This is a genomic window from Neptunomonas concharum, from assembly GCF_008630635.1.
Lineage (GTDB): Bacteria > Pseudomonadota > Gammaproteobacteria > Pseudomonadales > Balneatricaceae > Neptunomonas > Neptunomonas concharum.
Genome location: NZ_CP043869.1, coordinates 2,786,371 through 2,811,210 on the forward strand (window position 1 = coordinate 2,786,371; position 24,840 = coordinate 2,811,210).

22 protein-coding genes are annotated in these 24,840 nt (G+C 47.1%); 19 read left to right on the forward strand and 3 right to left on the reverse strand.

What is annotated here, in order from left to right; all coding sequences use genetic code 11:
* The first annotated feature begins 20 nt into the window (after positions 1 to 20).
* The 9 genes from accB (at position 21) to F0U83_RS13215 (ending at position 9,691) form a co-directional block, all read left to right on the forward strand.
* Positions 21 to 467 carry an acetyl-CoA carboxylase biotin carboxyl carrier protein gene (accB, locus tag F0U83_RS13175; RefSeq protein ID WP_138986768.1) on the forward strand — a complete coding sequence of 149 codons (447 nt, stop codon included), beginning with the start codon at positions 21 to 23 and terminating at the stop codon, positions 465 to 467.
* Positions 468 to 499: 32 nt separating this feature from the next.
* Positions 500 to 1,840: an acetyl-CoA carboxylase biotin carboxylase subunit gene (accC, locus tag F0U83_RS13180; protein WP_138986767.1), complete on the forward strand. Its 1,341-nt coding sequence runs from the start codon at positions 500 to 502 to the stop codon at positions 1,838 to 1,840.
* A 106-nt stretch (positions 1,841 to 1,946) separates the two neighbouring features.
* A complete protein-coding gene (gene prmA / locus F0U83_RS13185; protein ID WP_138986766.1) occupies positions 1,947 to 2,840 on the forward strand; it encodes a 50S ribosomal protein L11 methyltransferase in 894 nt (297 codons plus the stop codon).
* The gene (locus F0U83_RS13190) at positions 2,837 to 3,712 is read left to right on the forward strand and encodes a DUF3426 domain-containing protein (RefSeq protein ID WP_138986765.1); all 876 of its coding nucleotides are present in this window, start codon (positions 2,837 to 2,839) and stop codon (positions 3,710 to 3,712) included. Before prmA ends, F0U83_RS13190 begins: the two co-directional genes overlap by 4 nt.
* Before the next feature lie 122 nt (positions 3,713 to 3,834).
* Positions 3,835 to 4,815, forward strand: a complete 981-nt coding sequence (dusB, locus tag F0U83_RS13195) for a tRNA dihydrouridine synthase DusB (protein ID WP_138986764.1) — start codon at positions 3,835 to 3,837, stop codon at positions 4,813 to 4,815.
* A gap of 44 nt (positions 4,816 to 4,859) precedes the next feature.
* A complete protein-coding gene (gene fis / locus F0U83_RS13200) occupies positions 4,860 to 5,129 on the forward strand; it encodes a DNA-binding transcriptional regulator Fis (RefSeq protein WP_138986763.1) in 270 nt (89 codons plus the stop codon).
* Between the two features lie 32 nt (positions 5,130 to 5,161).
* Positions 5,162 to 6,748 (forward strand): bifunctional phosphoribosylaminoimidazolecarboxamide formyltransferase/IMP cyclohydrolase, encoded by a 1,587-nt coding sequence (gene purH, locus F0U83_RS13205; RefSeq protein ID WP_138986762.1) that lies wholly within the window; start codon positions 5,162 to 5,164, stop codon positions 6,746 to 6,748.
* A gap of 54 nt (positions 6,749 to 6,802) precedes the next feature.
* Positions 6,803 to 8,086, forward strand: a complete 1,284-nt coding sequence (gene purD / locus F0U83_RS13210) for a phosphoribosylamine--glycine ligase (RefSeq protein WP_138986761.1) — start codon at positions 6,803 to 6,805, stop codon at positions 8,084 to 8,086.
* A 186-nt stretch (positions 8,087 to 8,272) separates the two neighbouring features.
* A complete protein-coding gene (locus tag F0U83_RS13215) occupies positions 8,273 to 9,691 on the forward strand; it encodes a L,D-transpeptidase Cds6 family protein (RefSeq protein WP_138986760.1) in 1,419 nt (472 codons plus the stop codon).
* A gap of 9 nt (positions 9,692 to 9,700) precedes the next feature.
* Here the strand turns inward: F0U83_RS13215 and F0U83_RS13220 are convergent, their stop codons facing one another.
* Entirely contained in the window at positions 9,701 to 10,738 is a 1,038-nt protein-coding gene (locus F0U83_RS13220) for a L,D-transpeptidase Cds6 family protein (protein ID WP_138986759.1), read from the reverse strand.
* A 25-nt stretch (positions 10,739 to 10,763) separates the two neighbouring features.
* On the reverse strand, positions 10,764 to 11,960 hold the full coding sequence (locus tag F0U83_RS13225) for a L,D-transpeptidase family protein (RefSeq protein WP_138986758.1): 1,197 nt from the start codon (positions 11,958 to 11,960) through the stop codon (positions 10,764 to 10,766).
* 399 nt (positions 11,961 to 12,359) lie between these two features.
* On the opposite strand from F0U83_RS13225, the gene F0U83_RS13230 reads away from it, so the two are divergent.
* The 9 genes from F0U83_RS13230 (at position 12,360) to F0U83_RS13270 (ending at position 23,131) form a co-directional block, all read left to right on the forward strand.
* Complete coding sequence (locus F0U83_RS13230) at positions 12,360 to 13,427, forward strand: Leu/Phe/Val dehydrogenase (RefSeq protein ID WP_138986757.1); 1,068 nt, start codon at positions 12,360 to 12,362, stop codon at positions 13,425 to 13,427.
* Positions 13,411 to 14,499, forward strand: coding sequence for a pyruvate dehydrogenase (acetyl-transferring) E1 component subunit alpha (gene pdhA / locus F0U83_RS13235; protein WP_138986756.1), 1,089 nt, complete (start codon positions 13,411 to 13,413; stop codon positions 14,497 to 14,499). Before F0U83_RS13230 ends, pdhA begins: the two co-directional genes overlap by 17 nt.
* On the forward strand, positions 14,492 to 15,481 hold the full coding sequence (locus tag F0U83_RS13240; RefSeq protein WP_138986755.1) for an alpha-ketoacid dehydrogenase subunit beta: 990 nt from the start codon (positions 14,492 to 14,494) through the stop codon (positions 15,479 to 15,481). The genes pdhA and F0U83_RS13240 overlap by 8 nt, the downstream gene beginning before the upstream one ends.
* Before the next feature lies 1 nt (position 15,482).
* Complete coding sequence (locus tag F0U83_RS13245; RefSeq protein WP_138986754.1) at positions 15,483 to 16,598, forward strand: dihydrolipoamide acetyltransferase family protein; 1,116 nt, start codon at positions 15,483 to 15,485, stop codon at positions 16,596 to 16,598.
* A 149-nt stretch (positions 16,599 to 16,747) separates the two neighbouring features.
* Positions 16,748 to 18,670, forward strand: a complete 1,923-nt coding sequence (locus F0U83_RS13250; protein ID WP_138986753.1) for a PrkA family serine protein kinase — start codon at positions 16,748 to 16,750, stop codon at positions 18,668 to 18,670.
* Between the two features lie 44 nt (positions 18,671 to 18,714).
* Positions 18,715 to 20,001: a YeaH/YhbH family protein gene (locus F0U83_RS13255; protein WP_138986752.1), complete on the forward strand. Its 1,287-nt coding sequence runs from the start codon at positions 18,715 to 18,717 to the stop codon at positions 19,999 to 20,001.
* Entirely contained in the window at positions 19,998 to 21,515 is a 1,518-nt protein-coding gene (locus tag F0U83_RS13260) for a SpoVR family protein (protein WP_138986751.1), read from the forward strand. The genes F0U83_RS13255 and F0U83_RS13260 overlap by 4 nt, the downstream gene beginning before the upstream one ends.
* 45 nt (positions 21,516 to 21,560) lie before the next feature.
* A complete protein-coding gene (locus tag F0U83_RS13265; protein WP_138986750.1) occupies positions 21,561 to 21,926 on the forward strand; it encodes a histidine triad nucleotide-binding protein in 366 nt (121 codons plus the stop codon).
* Between the two features lie 113 nt (positions 21,927 to 22,039).
* A complete protein-coding gene (locus tag F0U83_RS13270; RefSeq protein WP_138986749.1) occupies positions 22,040 to 23,131 on the forward strand; it encodes a peptidoglycan-binding domain-containing protein in 1,092 nt (363 codons plus the stop codon).
* Between the two features lie 56 nt (positions 23,132 to 23,187).
* Here F0U83_RS13270 and F0U83_RS13275 read toward each other — a convergent pair whose 3' ends face one another.
* Complete coding sequence (locus tag F0U83_RS13275) at positions 23,188 to 23,802, reverse strand: LysE/ArgO family amino acid transporter (protein ID WP_138986748.1); 615 nt, start codon at positions 23,800 to 23,802, stop codon at positions 23,188 to 23,190.
* Positions 23,803 to 23,892: 90 nt separating this feature from the next.
* Here F0U83_RS13275 and F0U83_RS13280 point away from each other — a divergent pair, with 90 nt between their 5' ends.
* Entirely contained in the window at positions 23,893 to 24,813 is a 921-nt protein-coding gene (locus F0U83_RS13280; protein ID WP_138986747.1) for a LysR family transcriptional regulator ArgP, read from the forward strand.
* Positions 24,814 to 24,840 lie beyond the last annotated feature (27 nt).

Sequence of the window (24,840 nt, forward strand, 5' to 3'; positions counted from 1 at the left end):
ATTGAGAGAAAGAGATTAGAATGGACATCCGCAAAGTTAAAAAGCTGATTGAACTTCTGGAAGAATCCAATATTAACGAAATTGAGATTAAAGAAGGCGAAGAGTCAGTACGCATCAGCCGTGGCTCATCAATTCAGGCACCGTACCCTATGCCTGTAGCCGCACCAGCACCTGTCGCTCCTCCTGCTGCAGTTGCACCGGTCGCTAGCCAACCAGAAGAAGCCAAACACAATGGTCATGTGGTGTTGTCACCGATGGTGGGTACCTTTTATCGCTCCCCTTCCCCAAGCTCTCCGGTTTTTATTGAGGTTGGACAGACAGTTAAAGTGGGTGATGTGATCTGTATCGTTGAAGCCATGAAGATGATGAACCAGATTGAAGCCGATAAAGCAGGCGTTATCGAAGCCATTCTCGTAGAAGACGGCCAACCTGTCGAATACGATCAGCCACTGGTTACTATCGTTTAATCGCCCGAAAGTCAGCGAAAGGAAATACCCAGATGCTGGAAAAAGTAGTTATTGCAAACCGAGGCGAAATTGCTCTTCGAATTCTAAGAGCATGTAAAGAACTCGGCATTAAAACGGTTGCCATCCACTCTCAAGCCGACCGTGACCTTATGCATGTACGTTTAGCAGATCAGGCTGTATGTATCGGCCCAGCTTCTTCTGCTCTGAGTTACTTAAATATCCCTGCCATTATCAGCGCTGCCGAAGTAACAGACGCGACCGGAATTCATCCCGGTTATGGCTTCTTAGCTGAGAATGCAGGCTTTGCCGAACAGGTAGAACGCTCAGGATTTACCTTTATCGGACCAACAGCGGATGTTATCCGTTTGATGGGCGATAAAGTTTCCGCGATTGAAGCGATGAAAAAAGCCGGTGTCCCGACGGTTCCCGGTTCAGACGGCCCACTTCCTGAAGATGGCGATAAGATTCATGCAATCGCTAAGAAAATTGGCTATCCGGTCATTATCAAAGCAGCTGCCGGTGGTGGTGGACGAGGAATGCGAGTGGTTCACTCAGAAGCGGCTCTCTTGAACTCCGTCCATATTACACAATCCGAGGCAGGTGCAGCCTTTGGCGATTCCACCGTTTACATGGAGAAGTACTTAGAGAATCCTCGCCATGTAGAAGTTCAGGTGATCGCCGATGGTCAGGGCAATGCCATCCACCTCTATGATCGTGACTGCTCGATGCAACGCCGTCACCAAAAAGTTGTGGAAGAAGCACCCGCTCCAGGCATTGATGAGGAAGCACGTAAGAAAGTACTGCAGTCCTGTGTTGATGCCTGTATTGAGATCAATTACCGCGGCGCCGGAACTTTCGAATTCCTCTACGAAGATGGTCACTTCTACTTTATCGAGATGAACACACGTGTTCAGGTAGAGCACCCCGTCACAGAAATGATTACGGGCGTTGATATCGTAAAAGAGCAATTGCGTATCGCCTCAGGCTTGCCATTATCTTATAAGCAAGGAGATATCGTGGCTCGCGGCCATGCGTTTGAATGCAGAATCAACGCAGAAGACCCTAAAACCTTCTTGCCAAGTCCTGGTCGGGTAGGACACTTCCACGTTCCCGGCGGCAACGGTGTGCGAGTTGACTCTCATCTCTATGATGGCTATACCGTACCACCTCATTACGATTCTTTGGTAGCTAAGTTAATTACCTACGGTGAAGATCGTGAGACAGCTCTTATTCGCATGCGAAATGCATTAGACGAGATGCTGGTTGAAGGCATTCGCACCAACATACCGCTTCATCAGGAAATCATGAGAGATTCTCATTTCGGTAAAGGGGGCGTAAACATCCACTACCTAGAGAAAAAACTAGGACTGTAAGCCTCCTTACTTATACCCTAAGCCCGCATCGCGGGCTTTTTTGTTTTCAGAAGCAGTGATTTACACGCTATACTACCCATCCCAGATCGTCAGGACGCCAGAAAAAATGCCTTGGTTACAAATTAAAATGGATATCAAACCCGATACTTCCGAGCAGTTTGAAGATATTCTGCTAGCAGCAGGTTGCGCCGTTGTAACCTTTGAAGACGGTGCCGACCAACCCATTTTTGAACCAGATCTTGGTACGACCCCTCTTTGGCAGCATACAACGATCACAGGCCTGTTTGCTGCAGAGCATGATATTAGTGAAACCGAAGCGTTTATAAAACAAGCGCACCAGCAACTCTTTGACAACACGCCGTTTCCTCCCTTTAAAGCCGAAATACTCGAAGATAAGGACTGGGAACGCGAGTGGATGGCCAATTACCACCCTATGAGATTTGGACAACGCTTATGGATCTGCCCAAGCTGGCGGGATGTTCCTGATCCGAATGCTGTTAATTTAATGCTGGATCCAGGTCTCGCTTTTGGAACCGGCACTCACCCAACAACGGCGCTCTGTCTTGAATGGCTTGACGGCCAGGCACTGACCGATTGCACCGTCACAGACTACGGCTGCGGTTCAGGAATACTCGGCATTGCCGCTCTGCTGTTGGGTGCAAAACATGTCATTGCTGTTGATATTGACCCGCAAGCTTTACAAGCAACACGAGATAACCAACAGAGAAACCAGTTACCCAACAGCAAAATGGACGTTTATCTTCCCGAAAATGCCCCACAGGAGGAGAGCGATCTACTCGTTGCCAATATACTCGCGGGTCCATTGGTTGCTTTAGCGCCTCAACTCGCCGGTCGTATTCGCTCAGGAGGACGGCTTGCATTATCAGGCCTACTCACCCAACAAGCTGATGAAATTATCGAAGCTTACAGCCCTTGGTTTGATTTAGATCCGGTTGCCGAGAAAGAGGAATGGATCCGGGTAACAGGCATTAAAAAATGAGCAACGGGCAGCTAAAAACAAGCTGTCCTGCGTGCAATACTGTTTTTGTTGTTACTGATGGACAGTTAAAAATTGCTGACGGTCTCGTCCGTTGCGGCTCATGTCTGAATGTTTTTAACGCAGCCAAGCACGCTGTCGCTGAAAACAACGTCCAACCGGAACCACCTTTGCAAGCTGAGGTTAGTGAGCCACTGATCTCTCCTATCAATCCCGAGCAGCCGACCTCAAATGGCTCACCCCAAAACTCAACACCTGAGAATGATGTTGATCAGGTATTAATTCCCTCCCATATTGAAGAGGGCGCCATTACACAAACCTTACGTATTACAGAGACTCCTGTAGAACTAAATTCTGAGTCCCTTAGCCCGACAAAAAAAAGCCAACCCGCAAACTGGCTTTACATGATAGCTGTGGGCTTTTTTACTGTGCTTTTGGTAGTACAGCTGTTTTGGTTCAAACAAGATAAATGGCAACAAAGTAGCCTTCTTCGCCCGGTCTACGCCACAGTCTATGAACTGCAGAATAAAGCGCTTCCTCACAACAGTCGCTTGGATCTCATTACGAATCAGCAGATGATCATTCAACCTCACGAAGAGTTTTTGGATGCGATTCGTATCTCCTTACTCCTAGAAAATACAGCAAGCTTTCGCCAACCTTTCCCAACACTCAGGCTGGTCTTTTCAGACATAAAAGGCAGACCTGTAGCACAACGGACATTATCCCCAAAGCAATACATAGACCCAACGCTTTTCCCACAAGCACTGATGCCCGTATCACAACCAATCCAGATACAGTTAGACATGATGACACCCGGCCGAAGAGCCGTCAGCTATCAGGTTATACTGCTTCCAGCAACCCCAAAAAGCGGTTAAAAAATCATCAAAACAGGTTGGAGCAACAAGCGCTAAGGGGTATCATTACGCGCTTCCTTTGAACACTCTCTCATCTATCGTTGAAGCGATGGATGGTTCACTTGCTGAAGCTAAGGTTTGCAATGTTCCAGATTGGTCCCTATGAAATCGATAGTCAGGTGATACTTGCCCCAATGGCAGGTGTAACGGACCAACCTTTCCGACAGCTTTGTCGGCGTTTAGGCGCCGGCTTGGTGGTTTCAGAGATGGTGACTTCCGATACTCGACTGTGGAAAAGCCGAAAATCAAGCTATCGGCTCAATCATGCAGGGGAAGCAGAACCACGCTCTGTACAAATTGCCGGTGGAGATCCGGATATGATGGCAGAGGCTGCGCGTATGAATGTGGAACGCGGCGCTCAAATCATTGATATCAACATGGGATGTCCTGCTAAGAAAGTCTGCAACAAAGCGGCAGGATCTGCATTAATGAAAGACGAGCCTTTGGTGCGCTCCATTTTGACAGCGGTGGTGGATGCTGTTGATGTGCCAGTGACACTCAAAATTCGCACAGGATGGTCTCCTGAAAACAGAAATGCAGAAACAATCGCAAGGATGGCAGAAGATGCAGGTATACGGGCTTTAACAATCCATGGAAGAACTCGATCCTGCGGATATCGAGGCGACGCCGAATACCAAACGATTGCCAAAGTCAGAGAAGCTATTGATATTCCGTTATTTGCAAACGGTGACATCTCTTCGCCCCATAAGGCGGCAGAGGTTTTGCAATTCACCGGAGCAGACGCTGTCATGATAGGCCGGCCAGCTCAAGGGAATCCTTGGATCTTTAGAGAGATAGATCACTATTTACGCCATGGAAAGCTACTTAAAAAGCCTTCAAGCAAAGAGGTCAAAGATACACTGCTGCACCATGTTGCAGCGCTACATCGCTTTTATGGCGACTTTATGGGCGTACGAATTGCGCGAAAACATGTTGGCTGGTACTTGCATCATCAGCCAAAAGGCGTATCGTTCCGCGCTCATTTTAACCAATTAGAATCAGCAGTCGAACAGGTTGCAGCGATTGAACACTATTTCGAACAGGTTCGCTCCTCTGCTGCCTGATTCAAGTCAACGGGTATATAAGTACTGTGGATATTAAAGAAAACATGTCAACCTCTTTTATCAGAACATCACACGAAGAGACGCAGCATCAAACGCTACGGGATAGTGTACAGAGCTCTCTGAACCACTATTTCAAACAGTTGGATGGGCAACCTGTCACTGATGTGTACCAAATGGTTCTGTCGGAGATCGAAGCCCCTCTCTTCGAAACAGTGATGGCATATACCAAAGACAATCAGACCAAAGCTTCCGAATTGTTGGGACTAAATCGCGGTACCCTGCGAAAAAAACTGAAGCAATACGGCTTACTGTAAATTTTCATTTTTAAAACGATAGTGGCATAAATATGGCTGAGCAAAATTACACACCCATCCGTCGAGCACTTATCAGTGTCTCAGATAAAACCGGCATCGTTGAGTTTGCAAAAGAACTGAGCACTCAGGGAACTGAAATCCTATCCACAGGCGGCACTTACAAACTACTGTGTGAAAACGGTATCCCTGCAGTAGAAGTGTCTGACTACACAGGCTTTCCTGAAATGATGGATGGGCGCGTTAAAACTTTGCACCCAAAAGTTCATGGCGGCATTCTGGGACGCCGTGGCCAAGATGATGCAATCATGAATGAACATGGCATCCAACCGATCGATATGGTTGTTGTAAATCTGTATCCTTTTGAACAGACCATTGCTCGCCCTGATTGTGACCTGCCTATGGCGATCGAAAATATCGATATTGGTGGCCCAACCATGGTGCGTTCAGCCGCTAAAAATCACAAAGATGTGGCCATTGTTGTCAATGCTTCCAGCTATCCTGTTGTACTTGCAGAGCTTGCCAGCCATCAGGGACTTTGCCACAAAACACGTTTTGACTTAGCCGTTCAAGCCTTTGAACATACAGCCGCTTACGATGGCATGATTGCTAATTACTTAGGCGCGATCGTCGAGAGTGATGACGAGGAAGAAGCTGCAGACTTTCCGCGAACCTTCAACACGCAGTTCGTTAAAGCGCAAGATATGCGTTACGGTGAGAATCCCCACCAACGCGCAGCTTTCTACGTAGAAGCTAACCCTTCGGAAGCCTCTGTTGCAACGGCTCGTCAATTACAAGGAAAAGCTCTGTCCTTTAACAATGTAGCTGATACCGATGCGGCGCTTGAATGCGTTAAACCTTTCCGTGAACCTGCGTGCGTTATTGTTAAGCACGCCAACCCTTGCGGTGTAGCGATAGGTAACGACATCTTGGAGGCCTATAATTTAGCCTTTCAGACAGACCCTACCTCTGCGTTTGGTGGCATAATCGCCTTCAACCGTGAACTTGATGGCAAAACTGCACAAGCCATCGTAGAACGCCAGTTTGTTGAAGTCATCATCGCTCCTTCCGTTACCCAAGAAGCCTCTGATATCGTCGCTGCTAAACCTAATGTGCGTTTACTGGCATGTGGCGAGTGGGATGCTAATCGCGTTCGTGGTTTTGATTATAAGCGCGTCAATGGTGGCTTGCTTGTACAGGATCGGGATCTTGGCATGGTTAACGCAGCTGAGCTAAAGGTTGTGACTGAGAAAGTCCCATCGGAACAAGAAATTCGGGATCTTCTATTCTGCTGGGAAGTCGCTAAGTTTGTAAAATCTAACGCAATTGTTTATGCCAAAAATGGGCAAACTATTGGCATTGGCGCAGGTCAAATGAGCCGCGTGTATAGTGCCAAGATCGCGGGTATTAAAGCGGCTGATGAAGGCTTAGAAGTTCGCGGCTCTGTGATGGCCTCTGACGCCTTCTTCCCCTTCAGGGACGGTATAGACTCTGCAGCAGCGGCAGGCATCAGTGCAGTCATTCAGCCCGGTGGCTCAATGCGTGATCAAGAAGTGATAGACGCAGCGAACGAACACGGCATGGCAATGGTCTTTACCGGCATGCGTCATTTCCGCCACTAAGTTTAACCGGTGTGGGGTCTTTCTTCGGCCCCTACCTAGGAAAGAGTAAATGATATGAAAATTCTCATTATAGGCTCAGGCGGTCGTGAACACGCATTAGCTTGGTCAGCCACTAACGACCCTCGTGTTAGCGAAGTATTTGTCGCACCAGGTAACGCAGCTACCGCATTAGAACCGGGTATGAGCAATGTTGCGATTGACGTCTTAGACATCGATAACCTGATAGATTTTGCCAAAGAAAATGCTATTGACCTGACCATCGTAGGTCCGGAAGCGCCTTTGGTTGCGGGTATTGTCGACAAATTCAGAGCAGCAGGCCTTCCGATCTTTGGCCCAACGGCGGGTGCTGCTCAGCTAGAAGGCTCAAAAGCGTTTACTAAAGACTTTTTAGCGCGCCACAACATACCTTCCGCTGATTATCAAAACTTCACTGAAATTGAGCCTGCACTCGCTTACGTACGTGAAAAAGGCGCTCCGATCGTCGTCAAAGCTGACGGCTTAGCAGCAGGCAAAGGGGTTATCGTAGCAATGACCCTAGAAGAAGCTGAAGATGCCATTCGCGATATGCTCGCAGGCAACGCCTTTGGTGAAGCAGGCAGCCGAGTCGTGGTTGAGGAATTCCTCGATGGTGAAGAAGCCTCATTTATTGTGATGGTCGACGGTAACAACGTGCTTAGCATGGCCACCAGCCAAGACCATAAGCGCGTAGGCAATGGTGATACCGGTCTGAATACTGGCGGTATGGGTGCATACTCTCCTGCTCCGGTTGTTACACCTGATATCCACCAGCGCATTATGGATGAAGTGATCATGCCTACGGTGAAAGGAATGAAAGCCGAAGGTAATGACTACACAGGCTTTTTATACGCAGGCCTTATGATTATGGCCGATGGCACACCAAAAGTGATCGAATACAACTGTCGCTTTGGTGACCCTGAAACTCAACCGATTATGCTTCGCCTGAAAACAAGCATTGTTGCGCTATGTGAAGCGGCCTTAGCTGGCAAGCTGGACACAACAACAGCCGAGTGGGATTCACGCTGCGCGGTGGGCGTGGTTATGGCTGCTGGCGGCTATCCAGGTGATTACCGTAAAGGGGATGTCATATCCTTCCCTGCCATAGCACCGGAAGGCACTAAGATTTTCCATGCAGGCACAAAAGAAGAGCAAGGCCAAGTGGTAACCGCAGGTGGTCGCGTGCTGTGTGTGACAGCACTTGGCAATACGGTCACCGAAGCTCAACAACGTGCTTACACGCTGGTTGAACAAACGACTTGGAAAGATGCTTATTATCGAAACGATATCGCTTATCGCGCCATCGCTCGAGAGAAAGTCTGATCTTCCTTTAATAAAGCCACCTTAGGGTGGCTTTATTATTACTTATTAATTAACCACGAGTTAAGGGATAGCGTTCTACCCTACGCAACCAGACTTTGCTCAGGTTATAATTGCTCGAATTTGTATTTTTCATAGTGAAGAAATGCAGTAAGCTACAACCTCTTTAGCGGACTAAGTTGACAATTCATGGATATTAAACGTACCCCTCTTGCACTATTTCTCGCCGCCACGATAACAACGGGATGCAATGCCGAAAGCAACGGCAATAATAACTCTGAATATTGTCGCAATGGTGGTTCTGCTACCGACTATACTTGTGACGAAAATGCACAAAAGCCAGATAAGGAGCTGATTGACGCTCGCGCTTTAGCTTCGACCGATGAAGCTTGGATGCAGAGCAAACTAGCTGAAATCAAAGCATGGCTGCAGCAAGAGCAATCTGAAGGCACATCAGCCCCTAGTACGACAGTAAAGTCATCACCCCCTTCAGGGCTTGCTGTGCGTAACCCGGCTGCTACTGACCCAGAACTTATGCGCATTGAGGCAATGTCGAACCAAGGTAACCATCGTGGTGCGATGTCTGCAGTTAATAGTTACATGGCATCTCGCCCTGACGCATTGGAAGGTTTACTTACCAAGAGTCTCGTATTGAGCAATATGGGACAAGATAAAGAAGCTGAGGCTCTACTTAAAAACACCATCGCCCGCTATCCTGCCTCCCCCGAAGCATACAACAACCTAGCGGTACTTTATGCAGGCCAAAACGATTATGGCCGAGCTATTGAAACGTTATTACAGGCATTCAGTACCAATCCAACCTATGCTCAGGTTCACCAAAACCTACGTGAACTTTACGCCACGGTTGCCTCTCAGGCGTACACGCGCGCACTGGATCTCAACGAACAAAATGCTAACGCACCAAAATTGGTAATGTTACGCCGAACATCCGATAACAATCTTCCACAAATTAATTACCAGCCCGCTGCATTAGATACCACATCAAGCACACTGGTATTGGCCGACTCAAATAAAGTGAAAGAATCGGCTCCAAAAACAGTGACCAGCGCCGTCACCACGGTTAGTAAACCTACCCCTACACCGGCTGTGATCGAACCTGAAGTTGTACAAAGCCAACCCATTATCATAGCGAGCAAAAGCGAGCCTGAGGATAAAGAGGCGCCTCAAGTGGTTGCAACACCTCAACCACCTGCAGTATCAAAAGCGCCAGTACAAAAAGAGCCTGCACCAACAGTGCCGGAGCATATTTTGGTTAAAGAGGCCGTTAAACACGTCGATAGCTGGGCAAGTGCTTGGAGTAGCCAAAATACAGAAGGCTACCTCAATGCCTACAGCAACGATTTCCGCCCATCCAATGGTCTATCTCATTCAACGTGGGCAAAGCAACGTAAACAGCGCTTAACGAAACCAACGTTCATCGAAGTTAAAATTGAAGATTTGCGCACACGTATTATCAATAAGACAACAGCCAACGTTTCTTTTAAACAAATTTATAAATCAAACACTTATAGTGATGTTACAAACAAGCAGCTAACGCTAACACGTATCAACAATCAGTGGCGCATCACTGAAGAGCGCTCTCTATAAAAAGGCCTCTTAGAGTGGACGAACTTCCCGGCTAGTCTCGTCCACTATGACCCAGCGCTTATCCGATTTTTCTAACAACAACTCTTTGAATGTTTCATCTTGGTAGCTTGGTGAGCGATAGATTTGCCAAAAACTCACTCTCGCCTTCCCCCCTAAAGATTCAACGGTGATTGGCCCCACCTCAATACGAATCCACAGAGGGTCCATAAGGCGCTTAACACGCCAACGACGCCACTCATCAGAAGACATATCTTTACGCCCTGAGTAATCTTCATGGTAGAAACTCAAGTAGCTCGAAACGCTCTGATTATTCCAAGCCTTTAACCACTCAAAAACCATCTCCTTAACCGCCGTCACCTCGGTAGGGATAAGTTCTGGCGGGTTTGCATCAGCAGGAACGTCTACCACACTATTTAGCGTTTTTTTCTCACTCACACTTTCTATTTGAATGTTATGCCAATAGTCAGGCAGGAAAACCGAAGTCGCTCGAACACCTAAATAAACTCCTATCGCCGCCACAGTAACACCCAACGCAAGGGAAGCCTGCCTAGATAACGGGGCCTTCTTAGCGTCTGTATGACGGATAAGCCTCTCAGGAATCACATCCACGAGAGGTCGAAGCGCTGCCTGTTTGCAACGCTGATCCGACATAATCAGCATGATTCGTAGTGCAAATTGCCCCGAATGATTTACAGGCCTGAACGCCAATAATTCAAGCAACTGGTCATCCGTGCAATCGCTCGCATCAACACAAACCCAAAGCGTATTTCCGGATTCAGCCCAGCGCCTAAGGCTATGAGTAATCAAGGCGGGATCACTCGTGGAGAGTTGTAACCGGTCACATAGAAATTCTGCGAACGTCGGAAAGATAGAAGGTATCCAGTTATAAAGCTGGATATCTGTCAGTATAGAGGTTAGGCGATCTTTCGACTCATCCAATTGAATGATGCCAAATTCAGGCAAGGCTGAAATCAACCAATCTTGTAGCCTGCTTGAACTCTGAGGTGTCAGCCCTTTCAAAGCATCAGGGACTAATCTATCAAGCATGTAGTAACCTTGTTACACAATAGCGCTATGGAACCCCTTTTGAAGGCGCCCCCTCATAAGCAATCTTCCACTTCCCTTTTTCGTTTAACCAGTACTGCCTTTTTATTGAATCTCCCTTATAGTTATCCGATTCGTACCGCTGGTTGAAAGTCACAACCATCAAATTGGGATCATTGGGATAAGTGAACAAACTTAAATCCGATATATCTACCTTGATATAAGACTTGCTGGAGTTCACCCGTTCTTTATAGGCAGAAAAGCTCTCATAGTTTTTATCGCTATCATTATATTGCTTAGAGTAGTGCGAAATATAACGCTGATGATCACGACTTTCCCAATCCTTACGCCAATTTTCAACGGTTTGCCTCAAACTCTTTTGACGTGAAAGCCATTCATCACGACCAACCCACTTCATATTATGGCCAATCAATACAGGGGTATTCTGGATATCAACCAGCTTATCTAAATCCTGAAAATCGGGGTTCGTTAAAGAGATACAACCCTCACTCGCTTTCGGAGGACGGCTATAGGTATCCACAGGCGAGCCATGTAGCCAAATGCCACTACCCGTTCGGCCATGTCGATAATCCCATACATTTGGATAATTTAGCGGCAATGCACCTGAACCATAGCGTTCTGGCAACGCTTCATCCTTAAATCGCCCCGTAACAAAATACACACCTAGTGGTGTTTTGAGATCGCCTCGCTTTTCCTTCTCTGTTCCACCTCGCCCGTAGGATGCGTAATAGTCTTTGACAAGATGGGGTTCACCATTGCGATTTTCCATAAGAAACAATCGAGAGTAGTTTGTATCAATCACAATTACATACTTTTGATCGTCACTCATCTGAATCAGACTTTCAGGGATAAGATCAGGGCCAGGCTTATCTTTATTAACACGCAAACGCACTTTTGCTTCTTCAATTAAGCCTTGAATCTCTTTTTGACGCTGCCCACCAAGGCTACCAATTCCCCCCAGAGGGTTAGCTTGAGCAGCTAATAAGTCAGCATACACTAGCTGTGCTAATCGAAAGTCTGGGCGTTTTTCGGTTAATTCACGAAACTGTGTTAATGCGGTGTCAAACTGCTGAGAAGCCAAGGACTCCAACCCTTGGATCAATAACTCCTCATTTCCCTCTGAAATACCATAATCGGTGGAGGCAGTGGCACTGAGTGAAAAGCTTAACAAAGAGCCCAATATTAGTTTCTTAAGTGTTTGCATTAGTCGCCCAAACCACAAATTTCGTATAAGTAGATAAAGGAAATACCTTAAAGATACTAGATAGTACCCCATTTTTCCTTCGCATTTTAGAAAAATCGCTAGCCAATATAAAGTCAAGTCAACTACTCGATAACACTTGGTTAGCAAAAATTATTTTATAAATTGCTTCATTGCACCATAAAAGCCTATTAGCCCATAAATCTAGCAGCAATTGTGCGCATGAATCGTTCTTTATGACGCTTTTGCAACGCAAAAATTCCTGTAGGTTTAATTTTTTGTAAAGAAAAATAGGCGGAACTTTCTTTATTCCTGTGCTATCCAGTAAGAGTAACAGTTTCCAAAAGTGACTGTGATTACGACCTGATTTCCCCAGTGTTAACAGAAACGGAGGACCCCGTTATGTTTACCCGAATGGAAAGTGCAGGAACCACTGATTTACATTTTTGTCTGGATCCTGCCTCTGGACTACGCGCTATTATCGCTATTCACTCGACCCACCTTGGCCCTGCAATTGGCGGCTGCCGCTTCTTGCCATATGCCAACGAACTTGACGCCGTTGAAGATGCCCTCAGACTTGCTAAGGGGATGAGCTACAAAGCCGCATTGGCAGGTTTACCTCATGGCGGCGGCAAATCTGTCATCATTTATCCAGAACATGAATTTGATCGCCATAAGCTAATGAAAGCATTTGGCAAGTTTATAGAAGCGCTTAATGGTCGATACATTACCGCGATGGACAGTGGCACCCTCACCACCGATATGGATGCTATCGCCTGCAGCACAAGATGGGTCTCGTGCACATCACAAAGTGGTGATCCTTCTCCCTATACAGCCATTGGGGTAATTGAGGGCATAAAAGCCGCCGTTCACTATCGCTATGGAAAACAGGATTTAGAAGGTCTACGTGTCGCTATTCAAGGTTTAGGTCACGTGGGCATGGCCGTAGCTGCACACCTTGCCATGGAAGGAGTGCATCTGACGGTAACCGATATCGACGCTTCCTTAGTACAGACAGCAATAAAGGAATATTCCGCCCACCCCGTGACACCCGATGCCATCTATGATGTTGATGCGGATATCTTCTGCCCTTGCGGTTTGGGAGCTATTCTCAATGACGCTACCCTACCTCGATTAAAAGCCCCCGTTATCGCAGGCTCTGCTAATAATCAATTGGCTGAGGAGCGGCATGGTATTGCGTTGGCAGAAAGAGGAATCCTGTACGTGCCTGACTATGTCATCAATAGTGGCGGCCTGATCTATGTTGCTCTTACACATGCTAATGAAGAAGCCTCTGTAATTCGCCACAAAGTGATGCAAATTAACCCCACCTTGCAGCGCATTTTCCAACAAGCTGAAGATGCCAAGATGGCTCCGTTTTTATTAGCCAACCAGATGGCAGAACAGATTTTCACTTCATCCAAAGATCAGCCCAACTTGGGGAGGGATACGTATGAAAACGGTCTATGAAGGAAATATAACCTTCTCACAGTATCTTGATGAGCGAAGCCAAGTGGTGGAGCCCTTACCAGAATGGGCACTCCATAGCCAACCTCTAACGGACTATTACAAGGGAATGGTGCTTGCTCGGCAGTTTGATAACAAAGCCATTGCATTACAACGAACAGGGCAGCTAGGGACATACGCCTCATTGGCCGGCAGTGAGGCTATAGATGTTGTGACAGCATCGTTGATGAGCTCTAACGATGTCTTAGTTCCCTATTATAGAAATCACATCATGCAGCATATTCGCGGTATGTCACTTTCAGACGTCTTACTCTATTGGGGAGGTGACGAACGTGGTAATAGCGCTGAGGCGCAGCGGCAAGATTTGCCTAACTGTGTGCCTATCGCCACACAATGCTTACACGCTTGTGGTATTGCATCGGCCATAAAAATTCGCCAACAAGATAAAGCCGTGATCTGTATGCAAGGGGATGGCGCTACATCTAAGGGTGATTTTATGGAAGCCTTAAATGTTGCAGGTGTTTGGCAGCTTCCCGTCGTTTTTATCATTAATAACAATCAATGGGCGATCTCTGTTCCCCGCAGCTTACAGAGCGTAGCTCCCACCTTAGCTCAAAAAGCTCTGGGCGCTGGTATACGGGGTGAGCAAGTAGATGGTAATGATGCTATCGCACTTCACCAGAGTATCGAGTTGGCACTAAAACGAGCAAGAGAAGGAAAAGGCCCGACGTTAATAGAAGCTATCAGCTATCGACTGTCTGATCACACAACAGCGGATGACGCCACGCGATATCGGGATCCAGAAGCACTGAAATCCGCATGGGATAAAGAGCCCATTAAACGTTTACGCAACTTCCTTCATCAGCAAAATTGGTGGAATGAAGCCGATGAAACTGCTCTGCAAAAAGAGGTTAGCCAAGCTGTTCAATCAGCCGTTGACGAGTACCTCAACACACCCGCCCAATCTATCAGTACGATCTTTGACTATCTCTATGAGACCTTACCCAATGCCCTGCAATCACAACGATCACTAGCCTTAGCTCGTGAAAGTTCAAGGAGGGATGACCATGAATAACGCAAACATGATCTGTATGGTAGAGGCAGTCAACCTCGCTCTGCACCGTGCCATGCTAGAAGATGAAAACGTCGTGATCCTAGGTGAAGATGTTGGCACCAACGGTGGCGTGTTCAGGGCTACTGTTAATTTACGGGAGAACTTCGGAGCAAAACGAGTGATGGATACTCCTTTGGCAGAAAATATGATTGCAGGACTAGCGGTTGGTATGTCGACCCAAGGGTTACGCCCGGTTGCTGAAATTCAATTTATGGGCTTTATCTTCCCGGCTATGGAACACATCATCTGCCATGCTGCCCGCATGAGAAACCGCACCCGAGGGCGTTTAAGCTGCCCATTAGTTATCCGAGCACCTTTTGGCGGCGGTATTCATGCGCCAGAACATCACTCAGAAAGCACCGAGGCGCTGTTCACACAAATACCCGGCCTTAGGGTTGTGGTGCCATCATCTGCGCAACGGGCTTACGGGCTCTTGCTGGCAGCCATTCGCAATCCAGATCCAGTGCTATTCCTAGAGCCAAAACGCATCTATCGCAGCCAAAACCAAACGGTTGAAGACAACGGCGAAGCGCTTCCTTTGGATACCTGCTTCACACTACGAGAGGGTAACGATTTAACCCTGATAAGCTGGGGCGCCATGATAAAAGAGACAATGGAAGCGGCCGACCAACTCGCCGAACAAGGCATTGATTGCGAGGTGATCGATGTCGCAACACTCAGCCCCTTGGATCGCGACACCCTACTCGCGTCCGTTGGCAAAACAGGCCGTTGTGTAATTATCCATGAAGCCCCTTTAAATGGCTCAGTCGGTTCTGAAATAGCCGCGTTGCTCGCTAGCGAAGGAATTTTAGATCTTCACGCCCCCGTGGGGCGTATAGGAGGATACGACACAGTGATGCCCTACTTCCGCTTAGAGGGGCAGTATATGCCAACAGCGCAACACATCGTCGACAAAGCAAAACAGATAATGGAGTTTGACTGATATGAAATACTTCAAACTACCCGATCTTGGTGAAGGCTTACCCGAAGCAGAAATTCTGGAGTGGCATGTTAACGTGGGTGACCAAGTGGCAGAAGACCAGCTGCTCGTATCCGTAGAAACAGCCAAAGCTGTGATTGAAGTCCCCTCTCCACAATCGGGTGTTATCGCTCACCTTTTTGGCGAGGAAGGTGATTCTATCCACACCGGTGAACCCCTTGTTGAATTTTTAACGGATGACGATGATGACTCCGGCACGGTGGTCGGACAACTCGCCACTGCCGCTGAGACCTCCGGCGAAGATCACTTTATTATCGGCGCCTCACCCAGCACACGCGCCCACCGCCAGCAACAAGCCACGACACCGGCCATTAGAGCACTGGCAAAGCGCCTCAATATCGACCTGAGCACCGTGCAAGGCACAGGCAAATCCGGAAACATCACAACAGCCGACCTCGAACAAACGGCACGCATCAATACCCGCTTTGGTGCACCTGAACGTATTAAAGGCGTTAGAAAACAGATGGCCGTCAACATGACGCTGGCCAAGGCAGATATCGTACCCGTCTCCCTTTTTGAAGATGCCAACATAACCCATTGGCCCAACAACACAGATATTACCATGCGGCTTATACAAGGGATCGCCATGGCGTGCAAAGAGGTACCCATTCTCAATAGCTGGTTTGATGGTCAGAACATTACACTAAGGCAACATGATCACATCGATTTAGGCGTGGCAGTTGATACGGAAAAAGGGTTGTTCGTACCCGTATTACGCAATATCGGTCAACGCGAAAATGCTGACCTGCGGGACGGGCTGGACCGACTGCGTGCGGATGTCGCACAAAGAACCATCCCACCAGCTGAGCTACAAGGCGCAACGATCACACTCAGTAACTTTGGTACGATGGCAGGCCGATACGCCACTCCAATTGTCGTCCCTCCTCAGGTTGCCATTATCGGCGCGGGCGTCATTAGGCAAGCACCGGTAGTTTCGGGAGATAAACTCGCCATTGGACGCATCTTACCCATCTCTCTGACCTTTGATCATCGCGTAGCCACAGGAGGAGAAGCCGCCCGTTTTTTAGCCACATTTATTCGAGCATTAGAAGATTCGTAAATAATTGAAACCAAATAATCACTACTTATGTCTAAGAAATAACCGATCTTTTTACCAACTGTGAGCTACACTGACATTACAAGGCGATTAAAAATCAAGGATATATGCAGTGCCTTACCAGCTCGCCAGCCAACAGAAGGGTGAACGCTATGGGTATCTTTGAACACTACAAAACACGTTATTCATCAACGACACAAGAAGAGATGTCTTTGACGGAGTATCTCGAGCTTTGCAAATCTGATCCGATGGCATACGCCAGCGCCGCTGAGCGAATGCTGAAAGCGATCGGTGAACCCGAGCTGGTAGATACAGCCAAAGACCCTCGACTGAGCCGTATATTTTCCAACAAAGTCATTAAGCGCTATCCTGCTTTCAGTGAGTTCTATGGCACCGAAGACGCTATAGAAAGCGTCGTTTCATACTTCCGCCATGCAGCACAAGGCTTGGAAGAGCGCAAACAGATTCTCTACTTGTTAGGCCCTGTTGGTGGTGGTAAATCCTCATTGGCAGAACGCCTCAAGCACCTCATGGAAAAGGTGCCGTTTTATGCCATCAAAGGTTCACCCGTATTCGAATCCCCATTAGGGTTATTCAACCCCGAAGAAGACGCTCAAATCCTGGAAGAGGAGTACGCGATTCCTCGCCGATACCTCAAGGGCATTATGTCCCCATGGGCTGTCAAACGATTACATGAATATGGGGGAGATATATCCAAATTCCGGGTCGTTAAACTCTACCCATCCATACTCAACCAAATCGCCATCGCAAAAACCGAGCCAGGCGATGAGAACAATCAGGATATCTCCAGCCTTGTAGGTAAAGTGGATATTCGTAAGTTAGAAGAGTTTCCACAGCACGATCCAGATGCCTACAGTTTTGCCGGTGCACTGTGTCATGCCAACCAAGGCTTGATGGAATTCGTCGAGATGTTCAAAGCGCCTATCAAAGTGCTTCACCCTCTGCTGACGGCCACCCAAGAAGGCAACTACAACAGCACAGAAGGGATGGGAGCTATCCCCTTTGATGGCATCATTTTGGCCCACTCCAACGAATCGGAATGGCAATCGTTTAAAAACAACAAAACCAATGAAGCCTTTATCGACCGTGTGTATATCGTCAAAGTTCCTTATTGCACACGTATCTCTGAAGAGATTCATATTTATGAAAAACTTTTGGAAAACAGCTCCTTGAGTAAAGCACCTTGCGCACCGGACACCTTAAACATGCTGGCCCAGTTCAGTGTTCTGTCGCGCCTGAAAGAGCCAGAAAACTCCAATCTTTATTCTAAAATGCGTGTGTATAACGGTGAGAACCTCAAAGACACCGACCCCAAAGCCAAATCGATGCAAGAGTACAAAGATATGGCTGGTGTTGATGAAGGCATGAATGGCCTATCAACTCGATTTGCCTTCAAAATTCTTTCTAAGGTCTTCAACTTTGATCCAGCCGAGGTGGCAGCAAACCCTGTCCATTTAATGTATGTACTGGAGCGGGAGATCGAGCAGCAGCAATTTACCCCAGAAGTTCAAGAAAAATATGTTGGCTTTATTAAAGAGTATATCGCCCCTAAATACATTGAGCTCTTAGGTAAAGAGATACAAACCGCCTATCTGGAATCTTACTCGGAATATGGCCAGAACATCTTTGACCGATATGTCACCTACGCTGACTTCTGGATTCAGGATCAGGAATACCGTGATCCCGAAACCGGCGATATTCTCGATCGCCAATCCATCAACGAGGAACTAGAAAAGATTGAGAAACCAGCAGGCATCAGCAATCCAAAAGATTTCCGCCACGAAATTGTCAACTTTGTACTGCGTGCAAGAGCGAGCAACGATGGTAAAAACCCAACGTGGATGAGCTACGAAAAAATGCGCAATGTGATTGAGAAAAAAATGTTCTCTAACACAGAAGACCTGTTACCGGTTATCTCTTTCAATGCCAAAGCCTCAACCGATGATCACAACAAACATAGTGAGTTTGTCAAACGTATGAAAGAGCGAGGCTATACCGAGAAGCAAGTTCGCTTATTATCTGAATGGTATATCCGGGTACGGAAATCCCAGTAAGCAGTTGTCATTCTATTCGTTTGCAGAGATAGGGAGTACGGAGCATGAGCTATATCATTGATCGCCGGCTCAATAGCAAGAAGAAAAGTGCTGTGAATCGGCAACGCTTCCTTCGTCGCTATAAAAAGCAAATCAAGCAAGCCGTTGAAGGCGCTATTAAAGAGCGATCTATACAAGACCTTGACCGGGGGGGTGAAGTCACTATCCCCCGCAAGGGCACCATGGAACCTATACTGCACCACGGCAAGGGTGGCAAACAAACCCGCGTTTATCCAGGCAACAAAGAGTTTAACACGGGAGACGAGTTCCAACGTCCACAAGGTGGTGGCGGTAGCGGAGGTGGCCAAGGCAAAGCCAGTGATCAAGGTGAAGGAGAGGATGAGTTCACGTTCTCTATTAATCAGGAAGAGTTTTTAGACTTTATGTTTGAAGACCTAGAACTGCCCTATTTGGTTAAAAAACAACTGCAGGATGTCACCCAGTTTGAAACCCGACGAGCCGGCTTTACTCAAGCAGGTTCCCCAGACAAGCTTAATATTGTGCGTTCATTACGGGCTGCCCATGCCCGACGCATCGCCCTCGCTGGGCCTAATAGAGAAACCATCAGAGAACTGAAAAAAGCGTTATGGGCACTAGAGGAAGAGCCACCCAGTGATGAGCGCAGCAAGCAGATGGCAGAACTGAGAGAACAGATCTCGACACTGGAAAAGAGCACCAAAAAACTGCCGTTTATCGATGATTTTGATCTTCGTTATAACAACGTGGTCAAGGTTCCAATGCCTTCAAGCAAAGCCGTCATGTTCTGTGTCATGGACGTATCTGGCTCGATGACACAATCCATCAAAGAGATAGCAAAGCGCTTCTTTATCTTGCTCTATCTTTTTCTGACTCGAAATTACAAGCAGATTGAAGTGGTCTTTATTCGTCACCACACCCATGCAAAAGAGGTGGATGAAGAGGAGTTTTTCTACTCACGGGAAACAGGCGGCACCATCGTCTCCAGCGCGCTAGAACTGACCGCAGAGATTCTCAAAGAGAAGTACCCACGTTCTGACTGGAATATCTATATCGCCCAAGCATCCGATGGCGATAACTGGGAAGGCGACTCCCATAAGTGCTCAAAACTCCTAGAGGAAAAAATTCTGCCCTTGGTGCAGTACTATGCTTATGTCGAGATCACCAACGGCCCCCATCAAAACCTATGGGATGAATACGAGCAAGTTCACCAGACGCATCCTGATCAGTTTGCCATGCAACATATTGAAGAACTGGCAGATATCTACCCCGTATTTCGTCGATTATTTGAGCGTAAAACCGAGGGGGCTGTATGAAAAAACAACCCATTTCCACTGGTGCTGAATGGACCTTTGACCTGATCGAAACCTATGATCGTGAAATTGGTCGCATCGCAGCCGAATTTGGGCTCGACACCTACCCCAACCAAATCGAGATCATCACCTCCGAGCAGATGATGGACGCCTATGCCTCCGTTGGACTGCCCTTAAACTATCATCACTGGTCTTACGGAAAGCAATTTGTAGAAACTGAACAACGCTACAAACGCGGACAGATGGGGCTAGCTTACGAAATCGTCATTAATTCAGACCCCTGTATCGCCTATTTGATGGAAGAAAATACCATGACGATGCAAGCGCTCGTGATTGCGCACGCTTGCTATGGCCATAACTCATTCTTCAAGGGCAACTACCTCTTCCAGACATGGACAGACGCCTCAGCCATCATAGACTACATCGTGTTTGCGAAAAGCTATATCGCCAAGTGCGAAGAGCGACATGGTGTAGAAGAGGTCGAAGCGATTTTAGATGCTTGCCATGCCCTCATGAACTACGGCGTTAACCGCTACCAGCGCCCTAAACCACTCACCCCGGAAGAAGAAAAAGCGCGGGTTAACGCCAGAGAGGAATATAACCAACGCCACATTAATGAGCTTTGGAACACAATCCCTAAAAAAGAGGGAGATTCTAGTCTCTCAGCACTCCCTCGTTTTCCAGCTGAGCCAGAAGAGAATATCCTCTACTTTATCGAGAAGCATGCACCACTTTTAGAGTCCTGGCAGCGCGAGATTATTCGTATTGTCAGGAAGATGGCGCAATACTTTTATCCCCAGAAACAAACACAAGTTATGAACGAAGGGTGGGCCTGCTTCTGGCATTACACTCTGTTACACCAACTCTACGATGAAGGCTTGGTTACTGACGGCTTTATGATGGAGTTTCTCCACTCCCATACCAGTGTTGTCTACCAACCTCCGTTTGATAGCCCCTATTTTTCAGGAATCAATCCATACACGCTGGGCTACAACATGATGCAAGACATCAAGCGATACTGCGAAAACCCAACGCCTGAGGATAAAGCCTGGTTCCCTGAATATGCAGGCAGTGACTGGAAAGAAACCCTCAACTACGCCATGCGAAACTATAAAGATGAGAGCTTCATTTTGCAGTTTCTTTCCCCCCATTTAATACGTGAACTTAAACTGTTTACTATCGTAGATGACGCTAATCAGCCTACGCTAAAGGTCTCTGCTATTCATAATGAACAAGGCTACTACCAAATCAGAGAAGACCTATCTGCTCAATATAACCTAGGAAACCGGGAGCCCAATATACAGGTCTACAATGTGGATATTCGAGGTAATCGGTCACTGACATTACGTCACTTCGTACATAACAACCAACCACTCGGTGGCGATACCGAAGAGGTTCTCAAGCACATTCACCACCTATGGGGGTTCGATGTGCACTTGGAGTCTGTGCAACCAGATAACACCTTAGTACAGAGTTATCATTGCCCACCCAAAGAGTCCCTTGAGTTAAGTGAATAGCCATCGCTATACTGGAGCAACACTTACTACTGTAGAGAAGTCGAAATGGATTGTCTTTTTTGTAAAATTGTTAATCAGGAAATTCCTGCAAATATCATCTATGAAGATGAACACGTGCTTGCTTTTTATGACATCAATCCTCAAGCCCCCTTCCACGCTTTAGTGATCCCTAAAAAGCATATCAGTACCCTGAATGATATTAGTGAAGCTGATCACACCTTAGTTGGCGCCATGGTAGGGGCCGCCGGAAAAATCGCTAAAGAACAAGGCTTTGCAGAAGATGGTTACCGCACTGTTTTCAATTGCAATACCCATGGTGGACAAACTGTTTATCATATCCACCTACACGTATTAGGTGGAAAAGCGATGGGCTGGCCTCCCTATCAAGAGACGTTAAAAGCACCAATCTAAGTGAATTTTTACAGGCAATTATGAACAAAAAATTAACATTTTCGTTCATTTTAGCTTAATACCCTCTTGCCTAGACTGCCCTCACCCAAATAAAACGTGCAGGGCATTCTGTCATGAAAAAACAAATTTCTACATTCGCTGTTTCGGCTTTAGCTATCGCTGTGTTGTCTGGTTGCTCCGCTACCAATAACACCGCTCAAGTAGATGTAAAACAATCTGCTGAGTACAAAGCACTACAACAAGAACTTGCTGCGGCAAAGAGCTTACAAGGGGATGCAAACCGTACAGCACAGCTGGAGTCTGAGCTGGAACGCCTCACCCGTGAAAGCAAAACAACAAGCTTGCTTCCGCCTAACCCTAAAGCGGGCGAATGCTACGCACGTGTTGTTATTCCAGCAACATACGCGACTGAAACGGAAACCGTTCAGGTACGCGCAGAAGGCAAACGCATCGAAACATCTGCTCCTGAATACACCTGGGCAGAAGAACAAGTACTGGTTAAAGAAGCTTACGAGCGTTTAGAAGTAATCCCTGCAACATACCGTACGGTAACGGAGACAATTCAGACTGCCGAAGCGTCTGAGCAGCTAGTTCGTGTCCCTGCTAAGTACAAAACCGTGACTGAACAAGTACTGGTTCGTCCTGCCCACACCGAGTGGAAAAAAGGCACAGGCCCCATCCAAAAAGTAGACTCATCGACAGGTGAGATCATGTGTCTGGTAGAAGTACCAGCCGAGTATAAAACAGTAACAAAAACGGTCATGGTAGAACCTGAAACTGTAAAAACTGTTGCTATTCCTGGTAAAACTCAAACCGTTACCCGCCGTGTCGTTGATCAACCAGCAACAACACGCAAGATTGTCGTTCCAGCGGAATACAAGACAATTAAAGTACGCAAACTTGCTAAGCCTGCAGCACAGCATGCAATTGCAATCCCAGCTGAGTACAAAACGATCGAGAAACGTGTAAAAGTCAGCGATGCTTTCTTAGAGTGGCGCCCAATTCTGTGTGAAACCAACACTCACCCGGGCTTAATTCGTGAACTTCAGCTAGCGCTGCAAGCTAAAGGTTTCAACCCAGGTCGTATCGATGGCGTTTTGGGACAAGATACCATGGCAGCCGTTAACGCATATCAAAAAGCAAAAGGTATGGCGTCAGGCCAGCTAACAATTAAAACACTGAAGTCATTGGGCGTGTCTATCTAAACCTTCCAAAACTTCTTCCAGAAACCCGCTTTATGCGGGTTTCTTTGTATAAGCCGCTATATAACAGCTAATAGCTCCCACACTAGCCAAAAAGCAATTCCCCACATCATTAAAGCAACCAGCAGCTCGACCCAGCGCCAAACCTGTGGTCGCCCCAACCAAGGAGCTAATCTCTTAGCTAATAGCGTAAGTGCCACAAACCAACTGATAGACGCCAGCATAGCCCCTAACCAAAAACCATACTTTTCAGCACCATGAAACTGGTTACCAATACTACCTAGCAGTACCACCGTATCGAGGTACACATGAGGGTTTAATAGACTAACACCCAGTGCCGTCAAAATAGCCGCTTTAAATGTGGTTTGCGCTCTGCCTGCTGAAAGTGCCTCAGGGTTAAAAAAGGCCTTAAAACTCTGCAAGCCATACCAGCTTAAAAATACAACACCGCCGATACACAGTATATTCAGCGCCGCAGGCCATAATTGGATCACAGCCCCCGCCCCCATCATCCCGATACTGATCAATAGCATGTCAATGGCGATACACAGGCACGCCACCGGCCAATGGTGCTGTTTTTTAACTGCTTGTGCCAAAACAAACGCATTTTGTGCACCAATCGCCATAATTAATGCTGCCGCAGACCAGTAACCCTTAATTAAAGACAGGAACATAACCTTTCCTCAGTGAGTGAGTAGGGCTATGATGTATTCGCCACCAAAATTAGTAAAACTAATAAGTTTAATATTACATTAGAGTTTTTGATGCTTGATTATCGACAACTGAAAGCGTTATCCAGTGTGATTGAAGAGCAAAGCTTCGAGAAAGCAGCGCTACGCCTCAACATCACTCAATCCGCCGTCTCTCAGCGGATTAAGCAACTAGAGGAGTTGATCGGGCAAGCACTCTTAATACGATCACAACCGATCCTGCCAACGCCAGCAGGAAAAATACTACTGAAGCACTTTCGCCAAGTTGATCTACTGCAAAATGAGGTGATTCAGTCCCTTAGTTCTACTGAGCAATCGGGCCACACGGTATTATCTATCGGTATCAATGCAGATAGCCTAGCGACATGGTTTTTACCAGCAATTGAACCCCTACTTAAACAGCACAAAATCCTGATTGACTTAAAAATTGACGATCAAGATCAAACGCAAAAATTCTTAAAAAACGGCGAGGTCATGGGGTGTATCACATCCAGCTCTACCCCTTTACAAGGTTGCCACTGTATTCCGTTGGGGGTCTCTGTTTACCGCTGCGTTGCCTCTCTGGAGTATATAGAGCGCCACTTTCCCGATGGGCCTTCTGCAACAGCATTCCGCTATGCCCCGGTGGTCGAATTCAATCACAAAGACGCACTGCAGCAACGCTACTTAAAACAGTTTTTCAAAGTAAATAGCGGGACTTATCCCTCCCATAGAGTACCGTCATCAGAAGCCTTTATGGATCTCATCATCAGAGGACTTGCTACCGGCATGGTGCCAGACCAACAAGTCAGACCCTTCCTTGAGTCGGGACACGTGACGGAGATATTGCCCAATAGCTACCTTTCTGTGCCGCTTTACTGGCACGTCTGGAATCTCAAAGCCCCTTTGGCCCAAGAGCTGACACAAACACTGACTCAACATGCAGCCATAGCATTAGAGGATTTTGATGCCCACCCGACACTGACTATCCCCTAACAAACGGGGAATCATTAGACTTTATGA

What these genes read in the sequence shown, in the direction of transcription:
- accB (WP_138986768.1), top strand. Translation starts at nt 21, where the DNA reads ATGGACATCCGCAAAGTTAAAAAGCTGATTGAACTTCTGGAAGAATCC.
- accC (WP_138986767.1), top strand. Translation starts at nt 500, where the DNA reads ATGCTGGAAAAAGTAGTTATTGCAAACCGAGGCGAAATTGCTCTTCGA.
- prmA (WP_138986766.1), top strand. Translation starts at nt 1,947, where the DNA reads ATGCCTTGGTTACAAATTAAAATGGATATCAAACCCGATACTTCCGAG.
- F0U83_RS13190 (WP_138986765.1), top strand. Translation starts at nt 2,837, where the DNA reads ATGAGCAACGGGCAGCTAAAAACAAGCTGTCCTGCGTGCAATACTGTT.
- dusB (WP_138986764.1), top strand. Translation starts at nt 3,835, where the DNA reads ATGTTCCAGATTGGTCCCTATGAAATCGATAGTCAGGTGATACTTGCC.
- fis (WP_138986763.1), top strand. Translation starts at nt 4,860, where the DNA reads ATGTCAACCTCTTTTATCAGAACATCACACGAAGAGACGCAGCATCAA.
- purH (WP_138986762.1), top strand. Translation starts at nt 5,162, where the DNA reads ATGGCTGAGCAAAATTACACACCCATCCGTCGAGCACTTATCAGTGTC.
- purD (WP_138986761.1), top strand. Translation starts at nt 6,803, where the DNA reads ATGAAAATTCTCATTATAGGCTCAGGCGGTCGTGAACACGCATTAGCT.
- F0U83_RS13215 (WP_138986760.1), top strand. Translation starts at nt 8,273, where the DNA reads ATGGATATTAAACGTACCCCTCTTGCACTATTTCTCGCCGCCACGATA.
- F0U83_RS13220 (WP_138986759.1), bottom strand. Translation starts at nt 10,738, where the DNA reads ATGCTTGATAGATTAGTCCCTGATGCTTTGAAAGGGCTGACACCTCAG.
- F0U83_RS13225 (WP_138986758.1), bottom strand. Translation starts at nt 11,960, where the DNA reads ATGCAAACACTTAAGAAACTAATATTGGGCTCTTTGTTAAGCTTTTCA.
- F0U83_RS13230 (WP_138986757.1), top strand. Translation starts at nt 12,360, where the DNA reads ATGTTTACCCGAATGGAAAGTGCAGGAACCACTGATTTACATTTTTGT.
- pdhA (WP_138986756.1), top strand. Translation starts at nt 13,411, where the DNA reads ATGAAAACGGTCTATGAAGGAAATATAACCTTCTCACAGTATCTTGAT.
- F0U83_RS13240 (WP_138986755.1), top strand. Translation starts at nt 14,492, where the DNA reads ATGAATAACGCAAACATGATCTGTATGGTAGAGGCAGTCAACCTCGCT.
- F0U83_RS13245 (WP_138986754.1), top strand. Translation starts at nt 15,483, where the DNA reads ATGAAATACTTCAAACTACCCGATCTTGGTGAAGGCTTACCCGAAGCA.
- F0U83_RS13250 (WP_138986753.1), top strand. Translation starts at nt 16,748, where the DNA reads ATGGGTATCTTTGAACACTACAAAACACGTTATTCATCAACGACACAA.
- F0U83_RS13255 (WP_138986752.1), top strand. Translation starts at nt 18,715, where the DNA reads ATGAGCTATATCATTGATCGCCGGCTCAATAGCAAGAAGAAAAGTGCT.
- F0U83_RS13260 (WP_138986751.1), top strand. Translation starts at nt 19,998, where the DNA reads ATGAAAAAACAACCCATTTCCACTGGTGCTGAATGGACCTTTGACCTG.
- F0U83_RS13265 (WP_138986750.1), top strand. Translation starts at nt 21,561, where the DNA reads ATGGATTGTCTTTTTTGTAAAATTGTTAATCAGGAAATTCCTGCAAAT.
- F0U83_RS13270 (WP_138986749.1), top strand. Translation starts at nt 22,040, where the DNA reads ATGAAAAAACAAATTTCTACATTCGCTGTTTCGGCTTTAGCTATCGCT.
- F0U83_RS13275 (WP_138986748.1), bottom strand. Translation starts at nt 23,802, where the DNA reads ATGTTCCTGTCTTTAATTAAGGGTTACTGGTCTGCGGCAGCATTAATT.
- F0U83_RS13280 (WP_138986747.1), top strand. Translation starts at nt 23,893, where the DNA reads ATGCTTGATTATCGACAACTGAAAGCGTTATCCAGTGTGATTGAAGAG.